Genomic DNA, 17,795 nt, shown 5'->3' on the forward strand with positions numbered 1-17,795 from the left:
CACTCGCCCCCGCCACCGGCTGCTCCACGATCCTGAGCGAGACCGCGCCCCCGGCGGTCACAGTCACCGGAGCCGCGTTGACGGGCGGCAGGGCTCCGGAGCTGAAGCGCAGCACGTAGGGCTCGCCGACCGTCCCCGTGAGCGTCACCCCGGCAAAGGATGCCAGTCCCATGCTCGCCGTGGCCGTGGGCGTGGGCACGGGCCCGAGGGTGCCTCCCGTGCCTGAGAAGATCGCGACGGTCACCACCGTCGAGTTGTCCGTCGTCACCCGGTTCGATGCGCCGTCACGGATCTCGATCTCGGGCTGCGTGGCGAGGACCCCCCCGCTCGCTCCTCCCACGGGCGGTGTCACGATGTTGAGCGAAGCGGGAGCCCCCGGGCCGCTGACCATGACGTCATTCGAGTTCACGGCGGTGAGCGCTGGGACCGAAGTGAATCGGAGGACATAATTCGTCCCGACGAGCCCCGCAAAGGTCACGCCCGAGAAGGTGGCGAGCCCGGCGCTTGCCGTCGCGGAGAGGGTCCCACCGACCGATCCGCCGGCAGGCGCCGGGAGGACCGCGACGGTCACCTGCGTCATGTTGTCGGACGTCACACGATTCATCGCGCCGTCGAGGATCTCGACTCTGGGCTGGGTCGTCATGAGTGCACCGCTCGCCCCCGCGACGGGCTGGGGAGTCACGATCCGAAGTGCCGCCGCCGCGCCGTGACCCGTGACCGCCACATTGGTGGAGTTCACCGGGCCGAGCATGATGTTGGGGGTGAAGCGCAGCACGTAGGGTGTCCCGATGAGTCCCGAGAAGGTGACGGCGGAGAAAGTAGCGACGCCGACGCTGACCGTAGCCGTGGGATTGGCGACCGGTCCGAGGGAACCGCCAGTCCCGGAGAAGATCGCGGCGCTGATCACCGTCGTGTTGTCCGACGTCACCCGGTTCATCGCGCCGTCGAGGATCTCGACCGCCGGCTGAGTGGTGAGGAGCGAACCGCTCGCGCCCGCGACGGGCTGAGCCACGATCCGAAGCGACGCGGCTACGCCGTGACCCGTCACGGTCACGTCATTCGAGTCCGCGTTTCCGAGCGCCGGCACCGAGGTGAATCGGAGGACGTAGTTCGTTCCGACAAGCCCGGCGAAAGTAACCCCCGAGAAGGTGGCCAAGCCCGAGCTCGCGGTCGCGGAGAGGGTCCCGCCCACCGATCCGCCAGCAGGCGCCGGGAGGACGGCGACACTCACAACCGTCGAGTTGTTCGTGGTCACCCGGTTCATTGCGCCGTCCAGGATCTCGACCGTCGGTTGCGTCGTGAGAAGCGCTCCGCTCGTGCCCGCGGCAGGCTGCGTCACGATGCGGAGCGAAGCCGCAGTACCCGGCCCGGTCACCATCACGTTGTTCGAGTCCGCAAAGCCGAGCGCCGGGACCGACGTGAATCGCAGGACGTAGTTCGTCCCCACAAGGCCCGCAAATGTCGCGCCCGAGAAAGTTGCGAGCCCGGAGCTGGCGGTCGCCTGGAGAGTCCCGCCCAGCGTCGCGCCGGCTCCCGACTGAATCGCCACGCTTACCGCGACCGAGTTGTTCGTGGTGACCCGATTGAGCGCCCCATCGAGGATCTCCACGGAGGGCTGTGTGGTCAGGAGGGCGCCACTGGCCCCCGCCACCGGTTGCGTCACGATCCGGAGGGAGACCGGCGTTCCCGGCCCGACGTTGATCGCCGAGGACACAACCTCCGTGAGGCCGGTCGCTTCGAACCTCAGTGTGCGCACCCCCACGGCCCCCGTGATCGTCAGACCGCCGAACGTCGCCACGCCCGCCCCGTTTGTGGTCGCGGTCAAGCTCGGTGCCGGACCGAGAGTCACGGCTCCGCTCGCGAGCGAGACGGTCACGGTCACTCCTGGTTGCGCCACGGGATTGTTCGACGCATCCAACAGGCGGACCGCCGGTTGCCCGGCAAACGCGATCCCGCTCTGGGCGGAGCCGGAGGGCTGAGTGACGATGGCTAACTTGGCCGGGCTCCCCGCACCCGCGATCGCCACGTTGCCGGAGTCCGCGTTTCCGAGGTCCGGGAGTGAGGTGAACCGGAAGACGTAGTTCACGCCCAATGTCCCCGAGAATGTCACACCGGCGAAGTTGGCTAAACCGGCCGTCGCGGTCGCGGTCAGCGTCCCTCCCAACATTCCATCCGCTCCCGACAAGATTCCCACCATCACCTGCGTCGTATTGTCGCCCGTTACCCTGTTGAGGAACTGGTCAATCACTTCGACCGACGGCTGGACCGCGAGAGGGTCTCCGCTAACGCCTGCGGCGGGCTGGGTCACGATGCGGATCGCGTTCGCTGCGGCGGGATCGACCGTGATGAGGTGGGTGTCGCTTCCGAGATCGGCCCCTCCCGACAACCAGGCCGCCGTCACGACCTTCTCGCCCGACTCCGTGTCCGAATAGGTGAAGGTCACCCGCGACGCTCCACCGGGGATCGTGACCGGGCTAACGGGATCGAAGACCACCGTGCCTGTGGAGCCGCTCGTCAGGGTGAACTGAGTCGCGTCGGGCACCGACGCCTCGTTTCCGAAGGCGTCAAGCGTCCGCAGCGTGAAGACCGCGCTCGGAGCCCCGGCGGTCACGCTCACGGGCCCGGTGAGCTCGATGTGAGTAGGCGGCCCGGCGACGAACTGCACCTGGGGATTACTGAACAACACGTCTCCGAATACCGATGCCACGATCACCGGTGACCCCACCACTGTGCTCGACGTCAGAGTCGCCCCGTACGTGCCGTCCCCGTTGTCGGTCACCGGTCCGATGGCGCCGAGGTTGGTCGCGATCGTGACCGGATGTCCTCCTGTCGAGATTGGATCGCCTCGGGGGTCGACGAGCGTCACCAGGATCGAGGACGTGCTGGTTCCGTCTGCCAGGATCGCCGTGGGATTGGCCGCAATGATGGACAACGTGAGGTCCGGTCGCGGCAACACCGTGAGCACCACGGCAATGATCTGCGGTGAGTTGGCGGCGTCCAGCGAGGTGATCGCCACCTCGGCGTGATAGACCCCCGGGGGGAGGAGGGCAGGATTCGTCGGATTGACCGTCAACGAGATGGACGTCGGCGCGATGGATCCGCCGAGGCCGGCCTGGAGCCATCCATCGGGCTCCCCGGCCCCGTAGGTTATCGTCCGCGCGAGATTCCCAATGGTCCCGGCTCCACGGTTCTCGATGGTGATCGTCGTGCTCGGTGGCGGTGAGCTCGCCTCGAGGAGCTGGACCGCCAGCTCGGTTTGCCCGAGCTCGATCTCGGCGGGCGGATTTCCGAAGACGAAGCGGACCGCGATGGTGGTGGAGGCGCCGGGCGCCGAGGCCGCCGTCACCCGCACGACGGCGTCGAAGGTTCCCGGAACGAGGGCCGCGGGATCGGCGGTGAGGATGATCTGGGTCGGGGCCGTCGGCGGATTGACGGAGGCCTGGAGCCAATCCGTCGGCTGCCCGACTTCGTAGCTGATCTCCGTGGCGATCCCCGAGAGCACGCCGTTTCCGGAGTTCGTCACCTGGACGGCTTCGGGGGCAGGGGCGACCTCGCCGGCGTCTGACTCGAAGCGCACGAAGAACCGGTCCAGCTGGATCCCGGGGGGCTGCGCCCCGACCTCCAGCGTCACCTGGATGGTTTGGGGAGAGTTCCCGGAGACAGCGGAGCGGACCTCGACGGTCGCGCGGTGCGTTCCCGCCGGCACCCCGGCCGGAAGGGCGCGCAGGTTGAGGTTGGTGGGCGCGCTGGCGCCTGCAAGGATCGCCTCCAACCATTGCTCCGCGCTTCCCGCCTGGTAGGCGATCTCGAGTTCGAGGCCCGAAAGTATCCCCTGGCCTCCATTGGTCACCTGCACGATTTCCGAGGCGGTCGGACCGCCACCGATCACCGTCGCGAACGTGATGTCCGAACGAGAAAGAACGATCGTGGCGAGGGGGGAGACCGTGATGGAGGCCGTTCCCGCAACCCCGTCCGCCGTCGCCCGGATCGTGACCGGTCCAGGTGACTCGGCCGTCACCATTCCGTCTTGGTCCACCGAAGCCCGGTTGGGATCGTCGCTGATCCAAGTGACGGAGCGACCGGAGAGGGTCACACCATTGGGCCCGCGGAGGAGAACGGAGAGCTGAAAGCTCTGCCCCACGGGCAAGGTGAGCTGGCCCGGACTTACGAGGACTGAGGCCACTTCGACCGCGACGATCGTGATCGTCTCGCATCCGAAGGTCACCGCCGGGCCCAGGATCGAGAGGGCGGCGAATCTGAGCCAGCGCGGGAGGCGCGGGCGGAGGGGAAGGCGCGCGGACATCAGAAGCGGAGCTCCGCGCTAGCCCTCCAGGCCGTTCCACCGGGAAGGGAGACGGGTCCGAGTCGAACGACCGGTTCGAGCCGCCCTGCGAGCCATTCCGGACGAAATCCCTCGGGGGTCAGGAGCGCCGTGGCGGCATTCGCGCCGCGCCGCGCGCCCAGGAAAGCGTGAATCGCGCCGCCCACCGTGACGACCGCCGCCGCAGCCAGCCCAGGCACCAGCAAGGGCCGCGTCTCCCTCCGCGACTCGACCTGGCCGGCCGGGCATTCTCCGTTCACCGGAAGGCCCAGGCACCGTACTTCTACCTCGGTGACGAGGAATCCCGCGGCAAGACCTCCGGCGGCGAGGGCGAGGACCAGGGACCCGGCGACGGGTCTCCCCGAATAGAAGTGGCCCATCCCCGGGACGAACATCCCGCTCACGAGTGTTGTGGCAGGACTATAGGCGGGTTCCTCTGCGGGGCGCATCGCGCGAATTCGCGCCTCGACCGCGGCCCGGTCGGATGCCTGGGGACTCAGATCGAGGTAATACACGAGGTCGGCTTCCGACGCGGGAAGCCGTCCGCTGCGTGCATAGGCGAGACCCCGGTTGTAGTGCGCCTCTTCCCAGTCGGGACGGAGCAAAATAGCCCGCGTGAAGTCCCGGATCGCACCTTCGAAATCTCCCCGGTCGTACGCGGCCACTCCCGCCAGGAGAGCGGACTCGGCCTCGATCTGCGCCTGCCGCTCCGCGAAGGCCGGGAACTCGGAAAGCCTCCGTGCCACGTCCGCGGCGTCGGGGCCGTTGGGTTCGAGGGCAAGGTACGCGCAGTATTCGGCGAGCGACTCCTCCTGGATCCCGGTGTCCGCCAGGAGGCGGCCGAGGCGGTAGCGGAGGGAGGGCAAGCTCGGGTCGAGCCTCACCGCCTCCCGAAGGAGCGCCCGGGCCTGAACGTTGTCTCCGAGGATGGCCGCCTGGTTCGCGGACCCCGCGAGCCGGTCGGCTTCCGCGACCTCTTCGGAGGAGGGCGGATCCAAGGACTCGAGCTGCTGCGCGACGATCTCGCACGGCCCCGGAGGGAGGGGGCCGGCGGGGAGCTTCAGGGGAAGCTCCTGCGCACCCGTGCCCGTGGAGGAAAGGACGGCGGCGGCCATGGCCGTAACGCCAGCAATACAAAGGCTACGCACGAAAGTGTGAGCCTCCTGAAAATCTGGATCGAATCGGTGGGTGTGAGGCCCGGGGGAACGCCCGGTCCCGGGCCGTTAACCGTGCCGGAATTGCCGCGTCCCCGCAAGGGCGGATGCGCCGCGGTGGCCTGGGGACGCCCCCCCTCCCTAGATTCCCGACGACATCCATTTCCCTCAGGGGAGGTCCACCGTGTCGCGTGAGAAGTCGAGTCGCCTCGTGGTGCTCCTGGTCGTCTCCGTCCTGGCGGGGTGTCGAAGCGACGGAGGGGGCGGCGAACCCGCGTCGCCGGCCTCGCCCCGCGCCGCGACCGAGCTCCCGAATCCGTTCCCGGCGATGTCCCGTCCCTGGGGCGAGCTCCCGGGGGGAGCGGAGTGGGGACAGGTGAGCGCCATCGCCGTGGACCGGGACGGCCGCCACCTCTGGGTCGCGGACCGGTGCGGCGCGGCTTCGTGTGTGGGGTCGGACCGAGCGACCGTTTTAAAGCTGGATCCTTCCGGGAGGGTCGTCACGAGCTTTGGCGCGGGGCTCTTCATTCGACCCCACGGCGTATTCGTGGATGGGGACGGAAACATTTGGGTCACGGATCACCGCGACGCCGGCGCCGCGGAGTTGGCGCGCGCGCCGGAAGCGGCGGGGCGTGGCCAGCAGGTCTTCAAGTTCTCGCCGGAAGGGGAAATCCTCCTCGCCCTCGGAATTGCGGGCGAACCCGGGGATCCACCCGCCCGCCTGAACAACCCGACCGACGTGATCGTCGCTTCGGACGGGCATATCTTCGTGTCCGAGGGTCACTCCAACGCAAATCCTCCCGGGCGGATCTCCAAATTCGCTCCCGACGGGACCTTCCTCATGAGTTGGGGAACCTTCGGTGAAGGCCCCGGTGAATTCCGGACCCCGCACGGACTCGCCTTCGACTCACATGGGCGACTCTTCGTCGCGGACCGGGGAAACAATCGCGTCCAGATCTTCGACCAGGCCGGCCGCTTCCTCGAGGAGTGGCGACAGTTCGGCCGGCCGAACGATGTCTTCATCGGCGGGGACGACTCGATGATCGTCATCGACTCGGAATCGAGCGACGAGGCGAATCCCGGCTACATGCGGGGCATCTACATCGGAAGCGCGCGTACGGGAGAGGTCACGGGGTACGTCCCCGCGCATCCGAACGACACGCCTTATGGAACGCATGGCGAGGGCGTGGCCGTGGACGCGGCGGGGAATCTCTACGTGGCGGAGGTCTCGATTCGAGGGATGACGAGGTACTCGCCGCGCTGACGGGGCGTAAGTTTCCGCGTCCGTCGGAGACGAAGGGGAAGACGAAGGGAAAAGGGAAGGGGGGAAGCCTTCGCGGCCTCCCCCCTTTTTCTTTCTTTCTCTCCTGCGATACCGCGAACCTGCCGAGCTTACGAACCGAGCGGCCGCGAGATCGCCGCGATCAGCCCCAGCGAGTCGTCGTGCTCACCCATGATGTAGGTGAGGCCGGTCGAGATTCTGAAGCTCTGAACGAGGAAGTTCACGCCCGCGGAAAACCCCGGGTTCGTGTCGTCGAAGTCGGCTCCGTTGCTCTCCCGGTAGTGCACGATTCCGGCATTTCCGAAGAGGGCGAGTGTCTCGCTCATGTCGTAGGCGATGGAGCCCATCACCGGGATGGTCAGATAGGAGTAGTCGCCTGCCGACACGTACGTAACGTGGGACTGGAGGTTGAGATGTACCATCCCATCGGAGCTGTTCCACAAATTGAAGAGTCCCCCCCCTCCGAACATGACCTCACCGAAGTCGTTGTCCCCCGAGCAATACCCGATGATCGGGGCCACGGCCGCCCTCTCGCCGAGTCGAAAGCCGACGCCCACCGCAGGCATGAAAAAGGCATCCCCGTCGTCGTTGTTCAGCGGCGACACATGGATCCCGCCGCCGACGACGATCTGAGTGGGTGGCACTCCAAGGTGCTGGTAAGCGAACGAAAAGTCACACGCCGAAGCAGCCGCCGGCACCCCCGCCCACAGCCCCATGACTGCCACTGCCACGAACTTCCGTTGCATACGATCCTCCTCCGTGTCGGAAACAGGTTCTTTTTGTACCTCGCCTCAACAAACCGTAAACACGATAACTACATTCATCGAATGTTTCCAGGGAAAGTTTCGACGAAATGCTACCGTTACAAAGGGTCTTCGCGTTTTTTGGGGAAGCGACTTCTGGAATGGAGTGGGTTTCGGGGTTCTTTCGGCACTCCTCCGTGGCACCGAGCTCCCGCACGTCGACCCCCGACGCAGAAGCCAGCGTTGGACAGGCAATCACCATGGCCTCGGCGCGGGAGCTCGCCCTGCGGCAGGGATTACGCGAGCTGTGGGCCGATCACGTGGTCTGGACCCGTGATTACATCATTGCCGCCACGACGGACCACCCGAGCGCGCCGACTGCCGTTGGCCGGCTGATGGAGAATCAGGAAGAGATCGGCGCCGCCATCGTGCCCTTCTACGGCGCCGACGTCGGGAAGGGGCTAACGGCGCTTCTCAAGGATCATATCCGCGTCGCCGGCGAGGTCGTGGCAGCAGCGAAAATGCAGGACCGACAGGCTACAGGCCAACTGGACCGACGACCAAGCGACCTTTGACCGCGTGTTCGATCAGGCGATGATGATGGCGGACGCCCTGACCGACGGCATCATGACTCAGTTTCCCGAAGGAGCTCCATGGGTCTCGCCCAGCGCCTACCGGACGGGTGCCATGAGGTGCTCGAACGGCGTACCGGGCCACATGACATACGGGCGCGACGTGTCACTGTGCGTCGTTGGGTAGCCGGTCAGACCCGAGGCGAACACCATGACATGCGGGCCCGTGTCGACCCAATTCTCGCCAGCCGCCGGGCCGGTGGCGAACGGGTTCTCGTTGCTCGCGTCGGACCCGCCGGCAAGCATGTAACCGAACCCTACGAGACCCGCTGGCGGTGCCTCCTGCGCGATCCACGCGTTGAGCCAGGTAAGACCGTTCGGATCGACGCACATCGGGTCCACGCCCGGCGAGGGACCGTCCGGGATGCAGGTGAATGGGCCCGTGCCCTGCCGCAGGGTTCGCACCTGTCCCGACGCGTCGATTGCGATGATCGTGGCGTCGGCGCCGATCGCTTCCGGGGCGGCGGAAAGAGCGCTCGCGATCATCTCCGCATCCGTCGTGGGTGGCGCAACCGGCCCCGTCGCGGGCGAGGGGGTCAACTCCATCGGGTCCATGTCCATCTCGACCGGTTCGTCCTCCGGCCCCGCGCACCCCAACAGCAGCACCATTGATAAACCTAGCCACCTGCTCATGTCTCCTCCCTGGATCTCGTCCGGTTCCCGTTCGCACAATGACTCCTGGCGTTCAACACCAATTCGGCGCCAAACGCCGTCTGTCAAGTCACGGGTCCCGCGGTTTCTGCCACAACCGCTCCCACTGGCCGCTCGGCGCCCAGCCGGTGTCTCCCGCCGGTCACCCGGCCCGGAAAGAAGTTGGCCCTGGCAGCCGTGAGGCTGCGGGGGTCATCGACCCGGACGCCGAAGCCTATCTGAACGCGGCCAACCTACCGCGCCCGCCCAGCAATGTGGGCCAATGAGCGGTGGCGGTGGAGGGCACCGACGCGAAGCGTTGGTCCTGGGCGGGACCGGACGGGCGAGGCGTTCGAGAAGCTCCATCGGCGTGAGCCAGAGCTCGGTGCGGCCGCGCGGGTCCGGGGCCGGGAGACGGCGGAGGAGCCGAGGGTCGGGTGAGGCGAGGGAGGTGGCTCCGGACGACCGATCCCTTGCAGCCGCTTCAGGTGCCTCCGGTCCCGTTCGGAGAGGATCTTTTCGATGGGGAAGGGGGCGCGAAGTCGCCAGTGGCTCCACCGGTGATTAGACTTGCTCGAAGAAGGCCACCCGGTTCGCGTTTCCCCGTCCCTGGTAGCATCCCTTCTCCGGCGTGATGAAGTGCGCATCCGGATAGGAGGCTTCCGGTCCGGTGATGCCAATGAGGAGGTTCGCGAGCGACCGGACCAGAAGGGGGTACCCCTCGGGAATGGCCTGATGGACCGACTTCTCCCCCGGCTCGAACTCGGTCACGGAGACGACGAAGAACGCCTGGCCACGGCGCCGAAAGGCGCGCGGCCCCTCCCTGGGAAAGCAATTGAGGACGAGGGCCGCGGGGGAGATCCACTCCGATTTCGCTTCCACGTGCGAGGGGGAAGCCACCCGACGCGAAATTCTGGCCGACCTCCTCGCGTGGGCGTATACTGCGCATCCGGTGGGAAGCCTATTTCCGAAGGAGGGTCCCATGGCGTCGAAGCAGCCGGATCGAAGGGAATTCCTAAAGCGCGGGGCGGCGTTGGCGGGCGGCTTGACGGTGGGCGGTGCCGGTGCCCTGACGTTGGGTCGAGTGGGGAGCGCGGGGGGCCAGACACCGGCGCCCGGACAACTCGCGCCCGGACAACTCGCGCCCGGACAACTCGCGCCCGGGCAGCTCGCCGAGCCCCAGGACTGGGAGAGCCCCGAGCTGATCGCCTACGGCGAGCGCTCCCGCTTCGTCAATTCGGTCCGGATCGAGCATGGCGGAAGGCCGTCCCCGGACCAGTTCGGGCTCGTCTTTCACGTCGCCAATCCCCTTCAGGACTCGGTGGGAGTGATCACCCCCTCCTCGCTCCACCACGTCGCCACGACGCGGGGCGCCTACGTACCCGAGATCGACCCCCGCGAGCACCAGCTGATGATCCACGGCCTGGTGGATCGCGAGCTGATCTTCACCATGCAGGACCTGATGCGCCTTCCCTCCGTGACCCGCCTTCACTTCATCGAATGCGCGGGGAATCGGGCGAACTCCCGACACGTGACGGTCCAGGAGACCCACGGGCTGACCAGCTGCGCCGAGTGGACCGGTGTGCCGCTCTCGCTCCTGCTGAACGAGGCGGGCGTGAAGACGGCGGGCACCTGGATCGTGGCGGAAGGCGTCGAGAACGTGCGAGGGGCGTCGAGCATCCCGATGGCGAAGGCGATGGACGACTGTCTCGTCTGTTACGGAATGAATGGGGAGGCGGTTCGTCCCCAGCAGGGCTTCCCCCTCCGGCTGATGGTGCCGGGATTCGAAGGGATCTTCCACGTCAAGTGGCTGAGGCGGATCAAGGTCGTGGACCAGTACTACATGACCTACAACGACTACGGGCACCTTCGCCAAAACCCCTTCGATGCCGCGCTGAGCTACCAGATCGGTCCGAAGTCGGTGATCACCCATCCGTCCGGCGGCCAACAGCTCCCCGATCGCAATTTCTACGAGATCCGCGGGCTGGCGTGGTCGGGTGGCGGAGCGATCAGCCGCGTCGAGGTGTCCGTGGACGGCGGCCGGAGCTGGTCCGACGCTCAGATCCAGGGGACGCCGCAGCGCATGGCCCACGCCCGCTTCACGTTCCCCTGGCGCTGGGACGGGAACGAGACCGAGATCATGTCGCGGAGCACGGACGTGCTGGGTCAGATACAGCCGACCCGGGCCCAGGGCGCCGAGATCTGGAGGAGCGGCGCGATCTACCCGAACGCTCCGGACACGCCCACTCGCATGGTGGGCCAGGACAATTCGATTCAGCCGTGGGGGATCGAGCGGGACGGGAGCGTTCACAATGCGATCTAGGCGCATGCTGCCGGCCCGGCACCTCCTGGCTCTCCTTCTGCTGGCGCCGGGCGTCGCCTTCGCGCAATCGCCCACGTACGGGGTTGGAAGAACCCCCACGCCCGAGGAGATTCGCGCCTGGGACATCGCGATCAGTCCCACGGGCGAGGAGCTTCCGCCGGGGAGCGGAACCGCCGTGCAGGGCGCCGTGGTCTACCAGCAGAAGTGCGCGGCTTGCCACGGGGCGCAGGGGACCGGAGGCATCGCCCCTCGGTTGGTGAAGCCCGATCGGGCCGTCGGCAACCCCTGGGATTACGGACGGATCCTCCCGATCCGGTCCCCCTACTCATCCCTGGTGTGGGACTACGTCAATCGCGGGATGCCTCTCGGCCAGGAAGAGACGCTGACCGCGGACGAAGTCTACGGACTGACGGCGCTGCTTCTGTACTGGAACGATCTGGTGGCGGAGGAGGAGGTCATGGACGCCGAGAGCCTCCCCCGGGTCGCGATGCCGAACGAGGACAACTGGGCGCCCCTCCCCGATTGGCAGCCCGGGCAGCCGAGGCTGCCGGACTACCCTTACTGAGGAACGGACGCGGGGCGAGACGGAAGGAGCTTTCCACGTTGTCGGGATGGACGTCCTTTGCGGACGAGGTCCTCGTCCGAGATCATGGGCAACTGTGCGCTCACACCGGCTGCTCCAGCCCTCTTCGGGAGACTGATGCCTCGGCGTGCCCTCCTCCTGATCCCTCTCGGTGGGTTGCTCTTCCACGCTCCTGCCCTCGCCCAGACGGGCTTCCTCGACATCGTGGACCACATCCACATCGCGGCGTCCGACCAGGCTGCCGCGGTGGACTGGTACCGGAGGCACGTCGGCGGAGAGCCCATGACCAGGGACCGTCCCGGACTGGCAGCCGTGGTCGCCGCAGCAGAGGCTGGCCAACTCGATGTGGTGCTGGTCGACGATCTCTCCCGCCTCGCCCGTGACAACTACCTCATGCTCTCCGTCATCGCGGAACTGCACTTCGAGGGCGTGCGCGTGGTTTCCGTGGCTGATGGCCTGGACAGCGTCGACGAAGAGGCCACGCTTGGGATCCAGATCCGGGGCATCTTCAACGAGCTCCAGCTCCGCGACCTGAAGAAGAAGACCCTCCGGGGCCAGATCGGCCAGAAAGAGCGGGGCTTCTCCGTGGGGGAACGGACGTTCGGCTACCGGTCGATTCCGGTGGGGACGATCCGGATGGACAAGAAGGGCCGACCGCGGCCGGACGACTACAAGATGGAAATCGAGCCTCGCGAGGCCGCGGTCGTGCTTCGGATCTTCCAGTCTTACGCCGACGGGCTGGCTATCACGCGGATCGTTCGAATGCTAAATGAAGAGGGAGTCCCCGGCCGAGTTCTCTCGGCCAAGGGCTGGTCGTCGGCCACCGTGAGCCGAATCCTCGGTAACGAGAAGTACGTGGGCCGCTGGGTCTGGAACAAGACGGAGAGTCGCCGGGACCCGCGGACTGGGAAGCGCCGTCGCTTCACCAAGCCGGACAGCGAGTGGATCGTCCAGGAGGACGATTCCCTCCGGATCGTGCCGCAGGGGCTGTGGGAACAGGCTCAAGCTTGACGAAAGGAGGTTCGCAAGGCCTTCCCGAGGGGCAACGGGTTCTCACGGGGCCACAAGGGGCGCCAGCGGCACTTTCGCCGCTCTCACCGTCGCGGTAGCCTTGACCTCGATCCCCACGAGCCTGCTGTCCGGAGCTTCCACCACTACGTCGACCTCGTCCTGATCTTTGTCGCGGAAGTGGTACAACTCACACGGGTCTTCGAGCCACGCCGATTGCCGAAGGGCCTCCGAGTAAACAAACGTCTCCAGCAGCGGCCCGAACCTCGATCGATCCTTCGATGCTGCCGCCGTCGTCGCGCTCATCGCTCCCAGCAGCCCTGCGTCGAGGAACTGCAGCTTCGGTGTCTTCACGAGGCGCTTTACTCTGTTGTGGAACCAGGGTGCGAGCCGGCGCACGATGAACAGCCTCTCGAGCAGCAGTTTCGTTCGACGGCCGGTTCGGACGGCAAGCAGTCCTCACGGTAAGCGCCGCCTGCCTCGGAATCAGCGGAACGTCCATCCCGGAATCTGCGGCCGTGTAATCCGGAGTCACTTGTCGTGCGATTCCGTAGAGAGGAGGCGGCCAAATCGGAACGCTGGGATCCCCTGATCGGCGCCTACCCCTCGCTGCTCAGAGCCCGCAGGAACGCGAGCAGCGCCTCCTTTTCACGGCTGCTCAGCCGAAGCGGGCGGATCTGGAAATCCAGGTTCGGATTGGGTACTCCGCCGCCGTCGTAGAACTCGATCACTTCCTCGAGGGTTGCGAGTCTGCCGTCGTGCATGTACGGGGCGGTGCGCAGGGTCTCGCGAAGCGTGGGTGTGCGGAATGCGCCGGTGTGATCGGCGCGGCGGGTGACGCCGAACCGTCCGGGGTCTCCAGACCGGACCGCCACCCCCGTGTTGTGGAAGCCCTCGTCGGTGAAGTTGGTGCCGATGTGGCAGCTCGAGCAGCGGGCCCTGCCGAAGAAGAGCGCCCGGCCTTCCTGCTGAAGCGGCGTGAGCGCGGTGCTGTCGCCCGCGTGGAAGCGATCCACCGGCGCGCCGCCCACCTGAAGCGACCTTATGAAGACCGCGAGCGCTGCGGCGGCCTGCTCGGCCGTGGGTCCTGCTGGCGACGCGCCGAAGGTCGTGCGAAAGAGTCGCCGGTACTCGGGACTCGCCGCGAGCCTCGCCTCCAGCTCGGTGAGGGTGACCCCGAGCTCCGCGGGATTCTGCACCGGCTGGAGCACCGCGGCTTCGAGTGACGGCGCACGCCCGTCGCGGAAGAAGGAGCGCCCCCAGGCGCGATTCACGAGCGGCGGGGCGTTGCGGCTGGTTGGTTGATCGCGGATGCCGAGGGACACCCGCGTGCTGTCGCCGAACGCCCGCTCGGGCTGGTGGCAGGAGGCGCAGGTGCCCGTGCCGTCGGCCGAGAGGATCGGGTCGAAGAAGAGGCGGGCGCCGAGAGCAAGCTTGGGGGAGGTGGGGGGATTGTCGATGGGGGTCGGCACGATCGGGTCGAGGCCGAGAAGAACGTCGGATCGCAGCCCGCGGAACGCATTAGAGCTTGCGACGCAAGCCGCCGCCGCGGCCATTGCGGCGGTCGCGGCGGCGGTGAGCGCAAGGCGCCTGAGTCGCATCGGTCCGCTCATCTATCGGCCCGAAGGTGTCCCCGAGGAAGGAACCGAAAGGCCCTCGAGCGCCCACAGCTCGTATGAGGTATCCCCCGAAACGAACGCCAGTCGATCGCTGCGTGGGGACATCATCACGAGGCCGGTCGGCGATTCGGCGTGCTCCGGGAACATGACGCGGGTCGTCGTCCTCGCACTGCCGTCGAGGGGAAACCGGTCGAGCTGATACGACGTGGAGGCATTCGCCCCTATCGACGTGGGCGAGAGCTGGAGCAACGCCGTTCCTGACGAGTCCCAGAAGAAGTGGCCGCCCCGAGGTATGAACGGAACCTCTCCCATCCGCCGCGGTTCTGCGCTCCCGTCCAACGGAATCACGAACAGTTCGGCACGAGTTCCCTGTGGTGACCCAAACGCCGCAACGCGGGATCCATCCGGTGAGACCGCGAATACCAGTCCACTTCCCCGGACATCGAAGACGTCTCGTTCGCTCCCAGTCTCAAGGTCGCGAATGGTCAACCTCGCGATGTTGGGCTCTTCCGGCGTGGCAGGGGGAATTTGGCGACGCAAAAGGACCGAGCGGCCGTCCGGCAGCGTCTCGAACCCATTGAAGACCTCCCGGTCCTTAACCGGGATGTCGAACACTTCGCTCCGACCGGTGCTGAGGTCGACACGAAGAAGTACCCACGCATTCGCCGGGCCTCCTACAACTCTCATCCGAAGGAAGATCGCTCCGTCGTCTCTGCTCCACCGTTGTTCGGCGGAGCGGTTGAAGCGCGAAGGCAGGCGGTACTCCCGCGTCTCTGCGGTCGTAACAGATCGCACGATAAGCGTCGGTGCGTGGTCGAGGCTCCTCCGCCAAGCGACTGCGATTGCGCGTCCATCCGACGACCATGAGAAGACCGGCGCCTCCCGCCGCCCGCCCGCGGCTGGCTCGGGAAGCAGCGGCTCGGTAGTCCCCATTTCTCCGGTGGTCGGGTCGACAGTTGCGGCCCACACTTTCCGCCCGGACGTCTGGACGGTGTATAGGAAGCGGCCGTCTTTCGAGAAGCCTCTCGGCGAAGCGCGCCAGAAGTCCGGCCTCACAAGGACGGGCGAGCCGACTGCGCGGCCATCGCTGACTCGCTGCGTCCACGCGCCCGTTGTTCCGGTCCGGTCGCTGGTGAACAGAAGCTTGTCGGAGCCAGGCACCCAGCCCAGCAGCCTGTCGTCGGCGGGCGAGGAGACGATCGGGTGTTCGCGGTTGGTCCGGAGATCGACCAGGTAGATATCACCGCTCTCGTGCTCCAAATCGGGCGAAACGTCGTAGACGAGGAATCGGCCGTCGGGGGAGAACTCGACCGGTCCCGGCCAGCGCCAGGCCAGCGTGCGCACGATGCGAGGCTCCCCGCCATCGATCGGCACCAGCACGATCCGGACTGCTCCATCGGCGGATTCCACAACGACCAGGCTACGACCATCCGGCGCCCAGGCATGAGGCTCGATCCAGCTCCCGACTCCATCAACGCTGTAGAGGACGCGTGGCTCGCCTCCTGAGATCTCCAACAATCTCAGCTCGAGCGGGAAGGAATCGTTCTCGAAATTCTCCCAGGTGTATGCGACGGTTCGTCCGTCAGGGGAGATGCGGGTGCTGTAGGAGCCTCCAGATTCCCACAGCTTGGCGTCGTCCGTCAGTGGTCGGGCCGTGCCGGTCTGCAGGTCGTAGAGCACGAGTTCACCGGTAGTCCAGTCCGACACGACACCCGAGTGTCCATCGGGAAGCATGGAGAACCTATCGAGGCTAAGCCGAAGTTCCGTCCCAAGGTCACCCGGGAGCTCGGCCGAGATCCTTCTCGTCACCACCCCCGCCGTGTCCATCGGTACCGACTGCGCGTACGCGTGCTCGGGGGCGCTCCCCCGCACGATCTCCTGGACCACGTCGCAGCCTGTGAGCAGCGCCGCCATCGAAAGCAGCAGGATCCTCATGGACGTATCACCTCGTTGTGGGTGGGCGATGGTTTCGCCCGGCCACTCCTGGCGAGCCTCGTGCCGGATGTTGTCATCGGCACTAAAAGTGCTTCTCTCCCAATCGTTTGCGCCACCTTTTCGTCCGCTCCATTCCCGCGCCCCCGTTCCACCCCGTTCCGCCCGCACCCCGTATCGTGACACCTACGGGAGCCCCCCCAGGAGCCTCGCGGCCGAGACGATCCGAGTTCGCCGGACACGGCGGTCCACCCCCGGAACACGCACGAGCTGGAGGCGGGGCAGATCCCCGAGCTGCCCCGCGAAGTGCTCGAGTGCGGCCGAGGGGCGCTCGTCGGCCAGCTTGCATTCGATCAGGACGACAGGCTTGCGCGCGTCCGTGACCAGGAAGTCCACCTCGCGCTTCTCCTTGTCTTGCAGGTACCAGAGGTCGAACTCGCCGTAGCCCAGGTCGCTCCAGCAATGGACGGCTTTCAGGAGGTGTCCCGCGACCATGTTTTCGAAGCGCGCGACGGGCTCGGCTACCTCGGACCAGTCCCACAGATACAGCTTCCGCTCCTTCTTGAGCGCGCGGCTGACGCGGCGGGACGAGGGCGGGACGCGGTGGCAGTAGAAGAGCCGGTCGAGCGCGTCCAGCCAGCTCGCCACCGTGTCGAACCCCACCTCGAGCTCCTGCCCGCGCGCCCCACCCGACATCGCTGAACACGTTTACGGTCCCTTCGTAGTGCGGGTCGTCGTCGTTTGCACGCGTTCAACGCCGGTTGTGACGCGCCCTCACGCCGATCGCATTCGAGGCCGGCCCTTTCACCCATGGGGATGCCGTTCAGCACATCGCATCGTTCACGAACCACTCAGCCCAGGCAGGATTCTTGCAAAACCTACCGTTCGGTTATAGCGTGAATGCCGAGGATCTATGAAGAGGGTGCGTTCCGTGTGTACATCTACCTGCCGCCTCGGGAGCACGAACCTCCGCACGTGCACGTTGTGGAGTGCACGGAAGGCGGCGAGGTACTCGTCAAGCTCGGCGGCGATCGCGCGCCACCTTCGTTGTGGCAGAATCATCACATGAAGACGCTTCACGCTCGCGAGGCTCTGAGAGTTGTCACCGAGCACATCGAGAAGTTCCTAGAAGAGTGGAAGAGGCTCCATGGCTAAGCCAAGCGCTACCGACAGATCGGAGTTCGCACGCCAGAATCAGCGCGCCCGGCGTGAGGCTCGAGAAGCGGATCGTGTGGAGCCCCGCGCGCTCGCGGTTTCGTACGACGCGGATTCTGGACTGGTTCTGGTGCGCCTCCGAGGTGGATACGTCTTCGGATTCCCACCTCATGTGGTTCCTGGACTCGAGAACGCGGATCGCAGCGATCTCTCGAGTGCCCGCATCTCGCCGAGCGGCGATGGGCTGCACTGGGATGATCTCGACGTCCAGGCTTCGCTGACGGGCCTCATGGTCGAGGCGCTCGACCTCCAGCGCTGGGGGCCCCGCATCATGGGTCAGGCCCGGAGCGAGGCAAAGGCTAGTGTACCGCCTCTAAAGTTCTTAGCCCACGTTCGATCTTCTGGATGATCTC

Annotated in this window: 16 protein-coding genes; 7 read left to right on the plus strand and 9 right to left on the minus strand. The window is 66.6% G+C overall.

Annotation, left to right across the window (positions count from 1 at the left end):
- Together WEG36_11745 and WEG36_11750 are read right to left on the minus strand one after the other, a co-directional pair.
- Positions 1–4,303 (minus strand): invasin domain 3-containing protein (locus WEG36_11745; protein MEX1258280.1); only part of this gene is annotated, 4,303 nt, incomplete at its 3' end.
- Positions 4,303–5,436, minus strand: coding sequence for a tetratricopeptide repeat protein (locus tag WEG36_11750; protein MEX1258281.1), 1,134 nt, complete (start codon positions 5,434–5,436; stop codon positions 4,303–4,305). The genes WEG36_11745 and WEG36_11750, both read right to left, overlap by 1 nt.
- Before the next feature lie 223 nt (positions 5,437–5,659).
- On the opposite strand from WEG36_11750, the gene WEG36_11755 reads away from it, so the two are divergent.
- The gene (locus WEG36_11755) at positions 5,660–6,739 is read left to right on the plus strand and encodes a peptidyl-alpha-hydroxyglycine alpha-amidating lyase family protein (protein MEX1258282.1); all 1,080 of its coding nucleotides are present in this window, start codon (positions 5,660–5,662) and stop codon (positions 6,737–6,739) included.
- Positions 6,740–6,867: 128 nt separating this feature from the next.
- Here the strand turns inward: WEG36_11755 and WEG36_11760 are convergent, their stop codons facing one another.
- The gene (locus WEG36_11760; protein ID MEX1258283.1) at positions 6,868–7,503 is read right to left on the minus strand and encodes a hypothetical protein; all 636 of its coding nucleotides are present in this window, start codon (positions 7,501–7,503) and stop codon (positions 6,868–6,870) included.
- A 257-nt stretch (positions 7,504–7,760) separates the two neighbouring features.
- Between WEG36_11760 and WEG36_11765 the strand changes: the two genes are divergently transcribed.
- The gene (locus WEG36_11765; protein ID MEX1258284.1) at positions 7,761–8,075 is read left to right on the plus strand and encodes a hypothetical protein; all 315 of its coding nucleotides are present in this window, start codon (positions 7,761–7,763) and stop codon (positions 8,073–8,075) included.
- Between the two features lie 96 nt (positions 8,076–8,171).
- Here WEG36_11765 and WEG36_11770 read toward each other — a convergent pair whose 3' ends face one another.
- Both WEG36_11770 and WEG36_11775 read right to left on the minus strand, forming a co-directional pair.
- Positions 8,172–8,765: a hypothetical protein gene (locus WEG36_11770; GenBank protein MEX1258285.1), complete on the minus strand. Its 594-nt coding sequence runs from the start codon at positions 8,763–8,765 to the stop codon at positions 8,172–8,174.
- 561 nt (positions 8,766–9,326) lie between these two features.
- Positions 9,327–9,644: a hypothetical protein gene (locus WEG36_11775; GenBank protein MEX1258286.1), complete on the minus strand. Its 318-nt coding sequence runs from the start codon at positions 9,642–9,644 to the stop codon at positions 9,327–9,329.
- Positions 9,645–9,744: 100 nt separating this feature from the next.
- Here WEG36_11775 and WEG36_11780 point away from each other — a divergent pair, with 100 nt between their 5' ends.
- From WEG36_11780 to WEG36_11790, 3 genes are all read left to right on the plus strand, one after another.
- Positions 9,745–11,085 (plus strand): molybdopterin-dependent oxidoreductase, encoded by a 1,341-nt coding sequence (locus WEG36_11780; GenBank protein ID MEX1258287.1) that lies wholly within the window; start codon positions 9,745–9,747, stop codon positions 11,083–11,085.
- Positions 11,075–11,650, plus strand: coding sequence for a cytochrome c (locus WEG36_11785; GenBank protein ID MEX1258288.1), 576 nt, complete (start codon positions 11,075–11,077; stop codon positions 11,648–11,650). The genes WEG36_11780 and WEG36_11785 overlap by 11 nt, the downstream gene beginning before the upstream one ends.
- Before the next feature lie 135 nt (positions 11,651–11,785).
- A complete protein-coding gene (locus tag WEG36_11790; protein MEX1258289.1) occupies positions 11,786–12,679 on the plus strand; it encodes a recombinase family protein in 894 nt (297 codons plus the stop codon).
- 42 nt (positions 12,680–12,721) lie between these two features.
- Here WEG36_11790 and WEG36_11795 read toward each other — a convergent pair whose 3' ends face one another.
- The 4 genes from WEG36_11795 to WEG36_11810 form a co-directional block, all read right to left on the minus strand.
- Complete coding sequence (locus WEG36_11795) at positions 12,722–13,132, minus strand: DUF4143 domain-containing protein (protein ID MEX1258290.1); 411 nt, start codon at positions 13,130–13,132, stop codon at positions 12,722–12,724.
- Positions 13,133–13,275: 143 nt separating this feature from the next.
- On the minus strand, positions 13,276–14,277 hold the full coding sequence (locus tag WEG36_11800; protein MEX1258291.1) for a cytochrome c peroxidase: 1,002 nt from the start codon (positions 14,275–14,277) through the stop codon (positions 13,276–13,278).
- A gap of 12 nt (positions 14,278–14,289) precedes the next feature.
- Positions 14,290–16,209, minus strand: a complete 1,920-nt coding sequence (locus tag WEG36_11805; GenBank protein ID MEX1258292.1) for a hypothetical protein — start codon at positions 16,207–16,209, stop codon at positions 14,290–14,292.
- 204 nt (positions 16,210–16,413) lie between these two features.
- On the minus strand, positions 16,414–16,923 hold the full coding sequence (locus tag WEG36_11810) for a DUF4143 domain-containing protein (GenBank protein MEX1258293.1): 510 nt from the start codon (positions 16,921–16,923) through the stop codon (positions 16,414–16,416).
- Positions 16,924–17,127: 204 nt separating this feature from the next.
- On the opposite strand from WEG36_11810, the gene WEG36_11815 reads away from it, so the two are divergent.
- A complete protein-coding gene (locus WEG36_11815; protein MEX1258294.1) occupies positions 17,128–17,382 on the plus strand; it encodes a DUF4160 domain-containing protein in 255 nt (84 codons plus the stop codon).
- Positions 17,375–17,791 carry a DUF2442 domain-containing protein gene (locus WEG36_11820; protein ID MEX1258295.1) on the plus strand — a complete coding sequence of 139 codons (417 nt, stop codon included), beginning with the start codon at positions 17,375–17,377 and terminating at the stop codon, positions 17,789–17,791. Before WEG36_11815 ends, WEG36_11820 begins: the two co-directional genes overlap by 8 nt.
- Positions 17,792–17,795 lie beyond the last annotated feature (4 nt).

It is taken from the genome of Gemmatimonadota bacterium (genome assembly GCA_040882465.1).
In the GTDB taxonomy this organism is placed as follows: Bacteria; Gemmatimonadota; Gemmatimonadetes; order Longimicrobiales; family Gaopeijiaceae; genus JBBEBG01.

Bases quoted from the DNA above. Each gene is read 5' to 3' on its own strand.
- WEG36_11750 (MEX1258281.1), bottom strand. From the start codon at position 5,436: ATGGCCGCCGCCGTCCTTTCCTCCACGGGCACGGGTGCGCAGGAGCTT.
- WEG36_11760 (MEX1258283.1), bottom strand. From the start codon at position 7,503: ATGCAACGGAAGTTCGTGGCAGTGGCAGTCATGGGGCTGTGGGCGGGG.
- WEG36_11765 (MEX1258284.1), top strand. From the start codon at position 7,761: ATGGCCTCGGCGCGGGAGCTCGCCCTGCGGCAGGGATTACGCGAGCTG.
- WEG36_11770 (MEX1258285.1), bottom strand. From the start codon at position 8,765: ATGAGCAGGTGGCTAGGTTTATCAATGGTGCTGCTGTTGGGGTGCGCG.
- WEG36_11780 (MEX1258287.1), top strand. From the start codon at position 9,745: ATGGCGTCGAAGCAGCCGGATCGAAGGGAATTCCTAAAGCGCGGGGCG.
- WEG36_11785 (MEX1258288.1), top strand. From the start codon at position 11,075: ATGCGATCTAGGCGCATGCTGCCGGCCCGGCACCTCCTGGCTCTCCTT.
- WEG36_11790 (MEX1258289.1), top strand. From the start codon at position 11,786: ATGCCTCGGCGTGCCCTCCTCCTGATCCCTCTCGGTGGGTTGCTCTTC.
- WEG36_11800 (MEX1258291.1), bottom strand. From the start codon at position 14,277: ATGCGACTCAGGCGCCTTGCGCTCACCGCCGCCGCGACCGCCGCAATG.
- WEG36_11805 (MEX1258292.1), bottom strand. From the start codon at position 16,209: ATGGCGGCGCTGCTCACAGGCTGCGACGTGGTCCAGGAGATCGTGCGG.
- WEG36_11810 (MEX1258293.1), bottom strand. From the start codon at position 16,923: ATGTCGGGTGGGGCGCGCGGGCAGGAGCTCGAGGTGGGGTTCGACACG.
- WEG36_11815 (MEX1258294.1), top strand. From the start codon at position 17,128: ATGCCGAGGATCTATGAAGAGGGTGCGTTCCGTGTGTACATCTACCTG.
- WEG36_11820 (MEX1258295.1), top strand. From the start codon at position 17,375: ATGGCTAAGCCAAGCGCTACCGACAGATCGGAGTTCGCACGCCAGAAT.